This window comes from Xanthocytophaga flava (genome assembly GCF_030068545.1).
Taxonomy (GTDB): domain Bacteria; phylum Bacteroidota; class Bacteroidia; order Cytophagales; family 172606-1; genus Xanthocytophaga; species Xanthocytophaga flava.
Genome location: NZ_JASJOR010000021.1, coordinates 142,585 through 155,961, shown reverse-complemented (window position 1 = coordinate 155,961; position 13,377 = coordinate 142,585). Strand labels below are relative to the sequence as shown.

10 protein-coding genes are annotated in these 13,377 nt (G+C 37.5%); 4 read left to right on the top strand and 6 right to left on the bottom strand.

Annotated features, from left to right (window positions below):
- Positions 1-12: 12 nt before the first annotated feature.
- The 3 genes from QNI15_RS26520 to QNI15_RS26510 all read right to left on the bottom strand — a co-directional run bounded on the left by QNI15_RS26520 (position 13) and on the right by QNI15_RS26510 (position 4,814).
- A complete protein-coding gene (locus QNI15_RS26520) occupies positions 13-1,404 on the bottom strand; it encodes a sensor histidine kinase (RefSeq protein WP_314034613.1) in 1,392 nt (463 codons plus the stop codon).
- 219 nt (positions 1,405-1,623) lie between these two features.
- Positions 1,624-3,357 carry a 2-oxo acid dehydrogenase subunit E2 gene (locus QNI15_RS26515; RefSeq protein ID WP_314005782.1) on the bottom strand — a complete coding sequence of 578 codons (1,734 nt, stop codon included), beginning with the start codon at positions 3,355-3,357 and terminating at the stop codon, positions 1,624-1,626.
- Between the two features lie 188 nt (positions 3,358-3,545).
- Positions 3,546-4,814 carry a competence/damage-inducible protein A gene (locus QNI15_RS26510; RefSeq protein WP_314034611.1) on the bottom strand — a complete coding sequence of 423 codons (1,269 nt, stop codon included), beginning with the start codon at positions 4,812-4,814 and terminating at the stop codon, positions 3,546-3,548.
- Between the two features lie 338 nt (positions 4,815-5,152).
- Between QNI15_RS26510 and QNI15_RS26505 the strand changes: the two genes are divergently transcribed.
- Positions 5,153-5,794, top strand: coding sequence for a DUF2306 domain-containing protein (locus QNI15_RS26505; RefSeq protein WP_314034609.1), 642 nt, complete (start codon positions 5,153-5,155; stop codon positions 5,792-5,794).
- Between the two features lie 169 nt (positions 5,795-5,963).
- On the opposite strand, the gene QNI15_RS26500 is transcribed toward QNI15_RS26505, so the two are convergent.
- Positions 5,964-6,908, bottom strand: coding sequence for a hypothetical protein (locus QNI15_RS26500; protein ID WP_314034607.1), 945 nt, complete (start codon positions 6,906-6,908; stop codon positions 5,964-5,966).
- 205 nt (positions 6,909-7,113) lie between these two features.
- Between QNI15_RS26500 and QNI15_RS26495 the strand changes: the two genes are divergently transcribed.
- A complete protein-coding gene (locus QNI15_RS26495) occupies positions 7,114-7,932 on the top strand; it encodes a hypothetical protein (RefSeq protein ID WP_314001727.1) in 819 nt (272 codons plus the stop codon).
- Between the two features lie 454 nt (positions 7,933-8,386).
- The gene (locus QNI15_RS26490; protein WP_314034605.1) at positions 8,387-9,037 is read left to right on the top strand and encodes a porin family protein; all 651 of its coding nucleotides are present in this window, start codon (positions 8,387-8,389) and stop codon (positions 9,035-9,037) included.
- 84 nt (positions 9,038-9,121) lie between these two features.
- Here QNI15_RS26490 and QNI15_RS26485 read toward each other — a convergent pair whose 3' ends face one another.
- Both QNI15_RS26485 and QNI15_RS26480 read right to left on the bottom strand, forming a co-directional pair.
- Entirely contained in the window at positions 9,122-10,249 is a 1,128-nt protein-coding gene (locus QNI15_RS26485) for a hypothetical protein (protein WP_314034603.1), read from the bottom strand.
- 93 nt (positions 10,250-10,342) lie between these two features.
- A complete protein-coding gene (locus QNI15_RS26480) occupies positions 10,343-11,833 on the bottom strand; it encodes a S10 family peptidase (RefSeq protein WP_314034601.1) in 1,491 nt (496 codons plus the stop codon).
- Positions 11,834-11,955: 122 nt separating this feature from the next.
- Between QNI15_RS26480 and QNI15_RS26475 the strand changes: the two genes are divergently transcribed.
- The gene (locus QNI15_RS26475; protein ID WP_314001735.1) at positions 11,956-13,365 is read left to right on the top strand and encodes a DUF4403 family protein; all 1,410 of its coding nucleotides are present in this window, start codon (positions 11,956-11,958) and stop codon (positions 13,363-13,365) included.
- Positions 13,366-13,377 lie beyond the last annotated feature (12 nt).

The following is a 13,377-nucleotide window of genomic DNA, read 5'->3' as shown; positions in this document are numbered from 1 at the left end:
CTGCTATCTATTTCAGGCTGGCAGATAGACAGAGAAAATCGCTCCCTGAGCAGGAGTACCAATGGCCTGTATATATCCTCCATGATTGGTGACAACCCGCTTGCATACGGCCAGTCCAACTCCAGTCCCTTTATATTCTTCCTGAGTATGCAAACGTTGAAATATAGTAAATATCTTTTCTGCATATTCCTGTTCAAACCCAATTCCATTGTCTGCTATCTGTATTTTATAAAAGGTTCGGCTAATCATGTTTTCGCTGAGGTTGAGTTCCTGGTTAGTTGAGATTTGTGAAGAAATCTGAATGATTGGAGGTACCCCTGGCTTAGCATATTTTAAAGAATTTAGGAGCAGGTTTTGAAACAACTGCTGGATTTGTACAGGTTGTACTCTGAGTGTAGGCAGCTTACCAATAGAAATTTGTGCTTGTTGCTGTTGGATAGGTTCTGACAGATCATCAAGCACTTGTTTGAGAAGTATGTTCAGATCTGTAGTGACAAAGGATTGATTTTGATTGACAATACGTGAAAAGCTAAGTAAATCTTCAATCAGTTGTTTCATTCTACGGCTCAGATCCATAATAGTATCCAACGTACGATTACCTTCCTGATCAAGTTTATCTTTTTGTTTTGTCTTAAGCATCGATCCGAAGGTCATAATCTTACGTAGAGGTTCTTGTAGGTCATGAGAGGCTACATAGGCAAACTGTTCCAGTTCCTGATTCGAGCGATTTAATGCTTCTACTTTTAATTCAAGCTCTATTTGAGTTGCCAGCCTTTTTCTTAGCTCTTTGTTCAGTATCAGAAAGGAGAAGATTAACAGGCATAAAGTAATTATTGCCAGAATAAGAAGGAACACAGGGGCAGAAGCCTCACTGGCATTTTTGATAAGTGTACGTTCTTCTTTTAGTTTCTGTTCATGGGCACGAATGGATCTTAACTTCGCTAATAGCTGCTCTGTGGTTTTACGATCATAAGAGATGTCTCCTCGAAATACAGTATTAGTGGGGGTATAAGCAGCCTGGTAGGCTGCAACAAGAGAATCCAGATTGGCAAATCTTTGGTCAAGCAGGTGACGCAATGTATCCAGATTGTGTGTCTGTATTGGATTGTCAATTGTTATACTATCTGTCTGATGTAATTTGCTGTATGTATCCTTTTTGTATTGGTGATAGTTTATCAGATGTAGAGAGTCTCCTGATAAAAGATAACCACGTTGGGAGTTAACTGCTGAACGTAGATTTGTAAACATTTCTTCTACATAGAGCAGTGTTTGGTAAGTATGTTCTACGCTCTCAGAAGAGTTTACCAGATTCTGAATACGGTTGTAAGCAAGAATACTGATATTGATAAGAATAGTAACGCTTAATATAAAAGCAATTGTATTATAAACGGCATTTCTTCTCATAGTAATTGTACTGAACAATCAATACAGCCTGATAGCAATAGCTGGTCTGGAATAATAGAAATTCTTAGGCCCCAAAATACAAATATATCTGTATTTTGTGTTTTGGGAAGGGTAATATATACAAAAGCTTGCTGATTATTACTCACCAGCAAGCTTAATGATACGAATACCCATAAAACAAAACTGCCAGCTGTATTGTTTAGCTGGCAGTTGTTGTAATTAAGAAAAGATCTTACGATTTACATCAAAGGCTTCCAGATAGTCGGCAACCCTACGTACAAACATACCTCCCAGTGAACCGTCTACTACTCTATGATCGTAGCTGTGTGACAAAAACATCAGGTGGCGAATGCCTAGTGTATCTCCAAACGGAGTTTCAATAACCGCTGGTTTTTTCTGAATAGCACCAAATGCCATGATAGCTACCTGTGGTTGCATAATGATAGGTGTACCCATAACATTACCAAATGATCCTACATTAGACATGGTAAAAGTCCCATCTGCCAGATCATCAACTGTAAGTTTGTTCTCACGGGCACGACGCGCCAAGTCATTTACTTTTTTTGTTAAGCCTACCAGATTCAGTTGATCGGCATTTTTAATGACAGGTACAATCAGATTACCACTTGGTAAAGCTACAGCCATACCAATGTTAATATCTTTTTTTACAATGATCTTATCTCCTTCTACAGAGGCATTGATCATTGGATAATCTTTGATTGCCTTGGCAATTGCTTCTATAAACACAGGTGTAAATGTAATGGTATCACCTTCCCGTGATTTAAATTCCTGTTTTACCCGGTTTCTCCAATACACCATGTTAGTTACGTCTGCTTCTACAAAAGAGGTGACGTGAGGTGAGATACGTTTGGAATCAACCATGCGTTGCGCAATCATTTTACGCATCCGGTCCATTTCAATAATATCTGCCCGTCCACTATACGAAACTGCTGGTGTAGAAACGGGTTGTACAGGCTCTGTCACTTTTATGCTAGGCTGCACAGGCTCTATTGTTTGGGTAACAGGTTGTTTTACTTCTGTAACAGGCTGCTTAACCTCTGGAGTCTGCACCACAGATGCTTTTTCTTCAGAAGCTTTTTCGGGTTGCTGAATTGTTTTTTCAGGTTCTGGAGTTATGGTTTGGGTTTCTGCTTTTACTTCTGTCTCCGGTTGTTTTACTGTTTCCTGTATAGTTGGTGTTGAAACTTCAGGTGTTGGTATAACAGGTGTTGGTACTTCTTTTGGAATAGACTTAACCTGCTCAATCAAAGACAATGTTTCATCTGCCAGAGAAGTAGTGTTTGTATTTTCAGACTGAGGTTCTATAATTTCTCCAAACGTGGCTTTGACAGAAGCTACTTCTGGTATATCAACATTGGCAGGTGTTAAATCAGGAGAAGTAAAACCTGGATTTTTACTTTGAATATATTGTAGAATATCTTTTTTCGTCACACGATTATCTCCGCCACTACCCGGAATGCGTTCTAGTTCGGACATAGAGATGCCTTCTTCCCGTGCTATTGTTAAAACAAGGGGAGAATAAAATCTACCAGCAACAGGTGTATCCAATAGTTGGAAAGATGGTCTGGAAGATAAGCTATTAATTTTGGACTCTATGATTTGTATATGTTGTTCTACTTCTTCCACTGGTTCTTCCTGCTCAGTTTCTGTTGTTGGGGTTGCAGAAGGATTGATAATGGCTTCTGCATCAGCTTCTGTAGCGATAATAGCAATAGGAGTTCCTACCTGAACAACCGCACCTGATTGAGCTAGTATTTGTTTTAAAACGCCTGAATGTGTAGCGGGTACTTCTGTATCTACCTTATCTGTGGCAACTTCCAGTACTGCTTCGTCTTGTTCTATTGTTTGTCCTTCTTTCTTTAGCCATGCCAGGATTGTACCTTCTATGATACTTTCGCCCATTTTGGGCATAACCATTTCAATCAATGCCATATTTCAAAAATTAAAAATGATAGATGTAAGGGTGTTCTTCAAATGTAGCTACCTTCCCGTCGCAGCAAAAATACTATTTTTTTAATGTACCCATATAGTTAAATTGTTTTTTGGCTCAATGACCACATTTATATCAAACCTATAAGGCAAATACTTTAGTATCTGGATAAATATGCATTCATGGCCTTTTATGGCGCAGCCGTTTCTACAGAGGCTGGCAGATTCTGGCGTAACAGATTCAGTACTGATAAGGTAGTGTATTGAATGTTTAGCAGACGATCTCTGAACAACTGCAATTTTTTTGTAACGGTCTTATCCTTATCTGCATACGCTATCCATATAGTACCTACTGGTTTGTCTGGAGTTCCTCCATCTGGCCCTGCAATGCCACTTGTAGAAATGCCAATATCTGTATTCAGTTTTTTACGAACATTCTCTGCCATTTGGCGCACTGTTTCTTCACTAACTGCTCCATATTGTACCAATGTATCTGGAAGCACATCCAACTGATTAATCTTCATATCGTTACTATAAGTAACCATACCTCCTGTAAAGTATCGTGAACTGCCGGGAACTTTGGTTATTGTATGGGCTACATATCCTCCTGTACAGCTTTCTGCAGTGGCTAGTGTAAGATTTTGGTCCAACAAAAGCTTGCCAATGACAGTTTCCAATTCATCATCATCATAGCCGTATACATATTCCGGTATGATAGTAAGCAAAGTATTTACTTGCTGTTGTACTTCTGCCTCAAGTTCACTTATGGATGCACCTGTCGCAGTCAGACGTAGTTTAACCTGTCCCATGCTAGGCAGATAAGCCAGACGAATATGAGAAGGTAATGCATCTTCCCATGCCTCGATTTGTTCTGCCAGAAAAGATTCCCCAATTCCGATAGTTCGTATATTTTTATGGTAGATAGCTGGTGTTTGAAAGAATGCACTAAGATGTTCAAGCACCCAGTTTTCCATGATCCATTTCATTTCGTAGGGAACACCTGGCATAGATACAAAAATTTTACCCTGGTGCTCAAACCACATGCCTGGAGCTGTGCCAGCTTTATTTACGATACAAGTACAATTGGTCGGAACCATTGCCTGTTGGCGATTGAGTTCGGTTAGTTCAAAACCGCGGCGGGCAAATATTTCTGTGACATTGGCTAGTGCTTCCTCATTCAGAACCATTCCTACACCAAAATATTTAGCCAGTGTTTTTTTCGTAATATCATCTTTAGTAGGTCCCAGTCCACCTGTAATCAGAATGACATCCGCCCGTGATTCTGCTTCCTTCAATATCTGGAGGATCTGATCTTCTGTATCGCCAACCGATGATTTACGAACTGTTCGGATACCAATTTTTGAAAGTTCAGCACTCATCCATTGGGTATTGGTATCTGTAATCTGTCCATACAGAATCTCATCACCAATGGTTACAACTTCAGCTAAAATGCTTTTCATACAAATGTGAGATGAATAATTTGGGTTATAAAAACTGGTTTAAGATAGAGAATGAAGTGTCTCTATTTTGTAGAATGCTTTCCAAAAATAGTATCTTTTCCACTTATCCTGTCGTATTTCCAAATATTTTGAACTGCACAAGTGCTTAGTGCTAATCATGAGATAGTTGTAACTAAGCCGATATCATTTTTACCGATAGAAAATGACGATTTACCCCTTTGGATTAGGCGTTTTACCGGAGGTGTATATGCTATATACAAGTGCATTCTTATCTTTGATATACCTTTTACATTTGAGCTATACAAGATTCATAATGAGTGAAATAATTAACTACAACTATGAAAAATTTTTCTCTGCGTTCACTTCTCAAAGGCCTTATGATTTTTCTATCTGTAGGAATCGCTGCTTATGCCTTTTCGTATTTTACTTTCAAAGAGCAGAATCTATTGGCATCCAAGGCTAAAGAACTTCTGACAAGTATATTCTACCGGACATCTTTTTATGTACATGCTGGTTTTGGTGCAATAGCACTTTTTATTGGTGGATGGCAGTTTATCAAACGATTCCGACGTCGCTATACCACACTGCATCGTAATGCAGGTAAGGTCTATGTTATTGCCGTTATGCTGAGCAGTTTGGCTGGACTGATTATTGCCTTTAATGCTAATGGAGGAATAATACCTGTTATCGGCTTTATTTCTCTGGCTATTTTATGGTTGATCACAGATATACAGGCTTACCAGACAATCAGAGGTGGAGATGTGAAAGGACATGAGCAATGGATGATTCGTAACTATGCCCTTACCTTTGCCGCAGTTACCTTACGTCTCTGGATTCCTGTTTTACAGATATTTTTCAAGTTAACATTTCTGGAAGCTTATCAGATTGTTGCCTGGCTCTGCTGGATTCCCAATCTGCTGGTTGCAGAGGCAATTATTTATTCACTGCGGAAACCAAAACTACAACTAGCTGAAAAATGAAAGTTTTGCTCTGATGAATCTACTCAATAATTGATATCTATTTGATGGAGTTTCCATTAGAAGAAGAAAATACTAATCAGAACTCATATTATCTGGTAACATCAAATTCTGATTAGTATTTCTTTCTGACGTATATCACATAGCTCACAGAATGTGTTCCCTGTTAATTCTAATCTTTTAGTACTTCAATTTTTATCTTATCAATCCGCAAGGCTTTTTCTTTGTCAATGTCTACTATGGTCTTTCTAAGTGTCTCAATTTTTATTGGAGTTCCGACCAAATAATCATATTCATACTGATTTGTATCATTGATATCTATCTTGGCACTTTCCATCATTTTATCTGTACTAGGGACATTCATTTTTCTGAATAGTTCTGTTAGCATTTTCCGAGTATCCTCTGGGTTGAGTTTCATTTCCTGCATGAGTGTAAACGTGGAATTTTTCTTGTCTACACCTTTGATATAGAGCTTGGTATCGCCTCTAACAGCTGATCCCCCAAACATATTTGGAATAGGTTGCTCGTAAGTGAGTGGTGTAGTCTGAGAAAATTGATAACCAAATGGAAAGTGGAAGTATTGTATTTCTTTGAATATAAATTGTTCAACCCCTTCTTTGCTACTATAGGCAGACTCTATTGCTTGCATAGCTTTTTTGAAAGCTTCTTTTTCTTTTGGTTTGTCTTTGTATAGTGTCTCTGTAATATCTGCCACTAAATCTTTCATCATTTTACCTATTTCTTTCCAATTCTCAATACCAACGAACTGACCCATCTCAGTAGTTGTATAAATGACTTCTGTTACCTGATATTTAGATAGTAAGCTGGCAAATTTTGAAGGGATATTATACTCACTTACCAGATCATTTTTATAAGACCATTTAATTTTGTAGGAAGATGCTGTAGAGTCAAGAACCAGAAAATTAGCTATATAAGAAGAAGAATCATTTTTCGAGAGTTCTCCCTTTTTCCATTGTTGTTGTACTTTAGTGATTTTAAAGTTGAAAGAATCACCTTTCGACCAATAAGATACCAGAGAGATAGCAGATGTGTCGTTTTGTGAAAAACAGGTGAATGAGATAAATAAGAAAAAGCAGTAGAATAAAACAGATTTCATTTACGCGGTTTCGAGTTCTAGAGTGTATTTGGCAAGATAAAAATTCGAATGGAGAATATAATAGATGAATTATGCGGAAATTGATAAATGCTTTTGTTGGAGTGAAGATATAGTTTTGTTAAGTCCAGCTTTTATACATTTTCAAAAAATAGATTATTTCTCTACTATTATTGTGAAATTTATAAACTCTCATCTCTTAACAGACATGAATAAATTAATAGCAAGCCTATTTTTGACTTTATTTCTTTTTTCCTGTAGTGAAAAGAACACAAATACTGATAATGTTCAGGCTGATAGTATTCAAACCACCAATAATAGTACTATTAACGCAGGGGCTACACTTGCAGATAAGTTAGATGGTCTTTGGATTTCAGAAAGTTATTTGAAAAATATTGAAACCAGGCAATCCATATATAAAAGCAGAGAATATGATAGTAAAGTTTTAGGCTTCTCTCTTGACAAAAAAACAATGTTATCAGACACTGCCATGTTGGAAGGATTTACTACACACGAAGGAGGTTATAGTAGTCTTATTAAATATGATACATCAAAAGGAAAGTTTGTAAACAATCTGGAAAAAGTTTCCGAATATGCTGCATTTCCAGAGCCATTTGAGTTGAATTATGATGGAGGGACTATACTGGAAATGTTTTTCCCAAAAACAAATAAGACAGATAGATATAGAAAGGTTGATACAAATCTTGATACAGAGCTCCGAAGAATCTTAATTGCTGGAGATTATAAAATAGGAAATGATGGCTCTGTAATTCACTTTGACAGTGATGGTAAAGTGCAAAATTTTCAAGACTTCAAATCCTATGAACTGGTATATGACTTTGGTGAAGGAATAGAATACGACGCTATTATTTTCTTTAAGGATGTCAAAGCAGGTAATTGGGTAGATGGGGTAACCTATACCTTTAAAAAAACACCCAACTCATTGCGTTTACAATATGTAAATACCAATTGGGATACAATGGAGCATAAAATTAGTGATGAAGTATTGGTACTTGAGAAAAAATAGTAGTATCGACTAATGCATTGAGGGAGGCATTGTTTTTACTTCTTATAAACCTGGGACATCACTTACTTATTATAAAATAGCAGATGTTGGGCTTGCTTGACGGACGGAAGTAGTTTTGACTATATTGATTACTTCCGTCCGTTTTTTTCTACAACTGGAGTAGGAATGCTAAATCTTTTAATTTCTTCCTGGTGCATAATCTTCTTATATCAACTGGTTGAGAGATAGATTCTTCCTGTTGGGTAAATAATACTAAAAGACCTTCAAATAAAAGATAGTGAGAGTATGGTATCATTTTTTATCTAACTGTAGAGTGATTGTTGCTGAAAAGAGCAATGTAAATCAGTCTTTGTATCTTTTATATAAATTTGGAAGCAACATTCTGTAGTTTGTATAAAGGGGGATTTTTTTAATACAACCAGTAGACAATAGTTTAATTATTACACAACTAACCATGAAAAAAATCGCATTTAGTTTATTGACTTTGATTAGTCTGGGATCCTATTGCTATGCTCAGGATGGAGGAAAAGCAAAATTTGGTATTAAAGGAGGATTAAATTTATCTAACTTTTATAAGACAGAAGTAGGAGATGAAAATATTAAAGCCGGATTTAATGTAGGTGTTTTTGCTAAAGCTCCTATTATTGAAGATGTATTGTCTATTCAGCCTGAAGTATCTTATACAGTAGTGGGATCAGAAACGCAGTATCAGAACTTTTTGCAGGGAAGTGGAAAATATCGTTTTAATTTAGGCTACATACAAATTCCTGTATTGGCGGTCGTTAACATTGGCGCGTTCAATATACATGCAGGACCTTATGCTGCTGTACTAACAAATGTGAATGTAAAGGATGTGGATGACGATGGTACAGTAGACGGAGTGAAAGATCTGGATAAAGACAAATTCAATGGGTTGGATTATGGCTTGGCAGGTGGAATCGGATTTGACTTTAAAGGTGCATCCCTGGGATTCCGCTATAACTACGGACTTCGTGAGGTTGGTAAAGATGGTGGGATCAGCCTTAACAGCTCAACTAATAGCAGTACCATACTACGAAACTCTAAAAATAGTGCATTTCAAGTCTATGTTGCGGTTGGATTTTAAATCTGAACATACCTTATACCACAAAGAGCCTGACACAATCAGGCTCTTTGTGTATTTAGATGTGGCAGAGATTATTATTTTCTTTCAGGCTTGCTGAGCTGCCTGATACATACGACTAAGCCAATTCTGTACTTCAGTAGGTGTCAATTCTTTTTCAATAAGAATATCTGCTTGTAAGTGGTTAAACACTCTTTGTAAATTAGTACTTCTCTGGTAGCTGGGTTCACCTAACAAGACAATACGATACCCATCCAGAACTCCAATATCTGCTGGTTTCCCTTCACCCCATATCCAATAGGTGGAGGTGGAATAGTCTTTAGCATCAGGAAGTAATAACTGTTCTGTTATTACAGGCCAGTTATAAAGATTCCAGTGGCAAACCATTGATCCTTCCAATGATTGTGGTCCTATACCTCTGAATAAATCAGTATATGCTTTTGAGATCCTTGGTGATCCCTTATGAGGGAAAGTGTCCATAATAAGTGCTTGTAGTTGAAAATTGTCAACGACGCCACTCATATAGCCAATAACACCTGTACTTGTAGAGGGTTCTATGATTACTATGGGTTCATGATGCAGCACTTCAAATAATTTGTTGAGCCAATAACATCCCTGGTTATACTCTGCCATTTCTCCGATATGTTCCAGTGTGTTTTCTGCAATGATACATTGAGAACGATCCAGTGAAAATACCGAAACGGCGGGAGTATACTGTTGTTCCAACGTATTCCAGGAGATAATAGAATCTGTCATTTCATCCCAATACTTTTCCTTCAACTCTTCCAGTAATTCATATCCATCTTCTTCATCGCTTTCCTCGTCATCCGTGACAGGTGATTGTTTTGCCAGTTCTATTTTGAATTTCTGATAAAAGGCATACGCTGATTCTGTCAGATAAGCTAACTTTTCAATAATGCGGTCACTAACCAGTTGTGGATCGTACCCTTGTTCTATCAAGTAACCACAAATCATCATGGCTGTAGTACTTCTGCTTTCCTCAGCCATAAAGAAAAGATCTGATAGCGAACGTATGGATATATTTACTTCCTCTTCCTGAGCCTTGGTTACTGCATCAAAAAAAGAACTAATCGTTGTTTTTAGTACTTCTCCTGTAGATTCCAAATCTGTTAATTGTTCTTTTAACTGTTCGGTGATTTGGGTAAGTGTAGGTTTTGATGATCCACCCAGGAAAGATTTGAATAAATTAGCCATAGAAAATAGATACGCAAATAGTGAGGGGTTTCCTGAAGTTGTACAAATATATGTGACACTGGATAATAGATAAAGATATAGGGCGAAACAACATTATCTAGTAAGGCTTTCTTTGTAAAAAGAACTTACATCTTTTCTGAATTGGATCAAAGAAGGTTTGTGAATGTACATCATATGACCAGATTCATAGAAAGTCATTTTTATATTTTTTTGTAAAGATTTATCCAGAAACATATGATTGAATGTATAATCTGTGGCAAAGTAGGGTGTTGCCAGATCATAATACCCATTACATACGAGGATTTTCAGAAATGGGTTTTTAACCATTGACTGACGTAGTGTTTCTGCTACATTCAGATAACGGTTTTGTACATTGGTATAATTCCATGGATGTACCCGTCCTGTCAGAACTTCATATGGCAGATCGTTTTCATATTTTAACTCACGTCTTACATAGTCATTAATGGCAGTAGTATACGGGCCATAAATTGCAGTATTGTAGCTAGGATCAAATTCAAAATGTTCACCTGCATTATCGTAGTCAATGCCTTTGAAGCGACCATCCAGGCGTCCGGACATTCGACCTTCTTTTCTTAACAGTTCTTTGGTGAATCGTAAGATCTCAATCCGATAATGTGTTTGTTGGATATACTCCTTAGATAAACCTGTATAGCGGTTAAGCTTCTCGGTAAGTGCTTGTTTTTCAGCGTCTGTTAGTTTGTCTCCTTTCATCAGTGCAATACTATATTCTCCCATAGCAAACTGTTCTACTTCAGACAGTAATTTTTTGAGATCAGTATATTCCGGGGATAATTTCTTGTGGTACCAGGCAATAGCTGAATAGGTGGGTAGATATAAGGCAAAAGGTAGTTCATTGCCTGTATCAAATAAGATTGTTTGAAAGTTAAGAACAGCAGAAATAAGTACAATGCCGTTAAGATATAAACCATGACGATCTTGCAGATATCCTGACAAACCTGCTGAGCGTGTTGTACCATAACTTTCACCTGCCAGGAATTTTGGTGAACTCCAGCGTTCAAACTGTGTTGTATATAATCGGATGAAATCTCCTACAGATGCGATGTCTTCATTATAACCATGAAATTCTTTGCCCTCTACACCTTCTGCCGGACGACTATAACCGGTTGTCACTGGATCAATAAAAACCAGATCTGTTTCATCCAGCCAGGTATATTCGTTGTCAATAACATTATAGGGAGGAGCTTCAGATTCACCTGCATCTGTCATTTGAATACGGCGAGGGCCTAATGCGCCCATATGAAGCCACACGGAAGAAGAGCCAGGACCTCCATTGAACGAGTAAGTAATTGGACGGGTGGCAGGATCTGCTACACCGTCTTTGGTATAGGCAACAAAGAAAATATTGGCACGGGCCTTGCCACTTTCTTCCCGTAATACAAGATACCCTGTTGTAGCAGTATAGTTTATTGTTTTACCATTGATTGAAATCTTATGTTTTGTAATAGATAACGGCCCATCTGATTTTATTTTCTCCTGAGCTATTACTTGAGTGAGGACGGTTGTAAATAGGAAAGTTTGGAGCAATACTAGATATTTCTTCATATGTTTTGGAATGGTGGATAAGAGAATAAAACAAAATTAGCAAAGTTTGGAAAGGAACATTTTGTCTCAACATATTTTATACTCCGTTAGGTATTACTTTTGTAGTCTTTTTATAAATGGATATGACACTACGCATTTTAGGTTTCGTTATAGTTATCTTATTGGTTGCTGTTGTTTTATTTTGGGGATGTAAGCCAGCCCGTTTAGAACCAAGGCAGCCAGAAGAAAAATATACAGATACACAGGTGACAATTCCCCGATTGATCTCTGTGGTAAATATTCCTGTGACAGTTTCTGTAGTAGAAATAGAACGTCAGATAAATACTCAGGTTAAGGATTTGATTTTTGAAGACAATAGCCTGGATGACAATGGAAAGGATGATTTGTTACTTAAGGTTTGGAAGCGGGAATCTATTCAGATAGAATCGGGAAGTGAGGTTTTTAGAATTACTGTACCTTTAAAAATATGGGCAAAGAAAGGGATCAAGGTATTAGGAATAACTACCTATAAGGAAACAACCTTTGCCTTAAATGCCCGGTTTGTTTCTACACTCCATGTAAATTCAGACTGGCAGGTAGTAGCTTCTACTATGGCTGATGGGTACGAATGGATTGAAAAGCCTTATGTCCGGTTGGGATTCATTGAAATACCTATTACAGGTATTATTAGCCAGATCCTGGATAGAGAGCAACAAAATATTGCAGGTCAGATGGATAATCAGTTAAAAGAGCAACTGGCATTAAAGACGTATGTTCAGCAAGTGTGGCAAGCTATACAGCAACCATTGCAAGTATCCAAGCAATATGATGCATGGGTCAAAGTGACTCCTCTGGAAGTTTGGATGACTCCCTTGCTGTCAAATGAAACAACTGTAAAAGCACAGATAGGAATTAAAGCTTATACAGAGACAATGATTGGAAAGAAACCAGTTATTCCTTCATTGACCCCTTTACCTGCTTTACAAATACATGAGCAAGCTGAGGAAGATTTTCAGTTGGGACTTACCGGAGAAATTTCACATCAGGCAGCTACACAAATAGCTACATCAGAATTGGTAGGCAAAACATTCGAATTCCAGAACGGAAGTCGGAAAATTACCATTACATCACTGGATTTATATGGTAATGGCAGCAACTTGGTGATTAAGACAGGGATTACTGGCAGTCTGGACGGGACCTTGTATTTGGTGGGTAAACCTTATTTTAATCCACAAACTCAATCCATTGAGTTAAAAAATATGGATTTTTCATTGGATACAAAGGATAGGCTAGTGAAAGCAGCTAACTGGCTGGCACATGGTACACTTGTCAAAAAAATGCAGGAGAATATAAAGATCCCTTTAAAGTCTCAATTAGAACTGGCTAAAAAGAATCTTCAGGCACAATTGGAAAATAAGCAGTTAATGAAAGGTATTTCTCTGAATGGCACACTGGAAGAGTTTAGTCCTGGAGATGTTATTATTACTCCGGAGACAATTGTTGCTGTGGTGACAGCTAAAGGCAAATTGGATATTAAGATTGATGGACTTTAGATTACCTCTCTG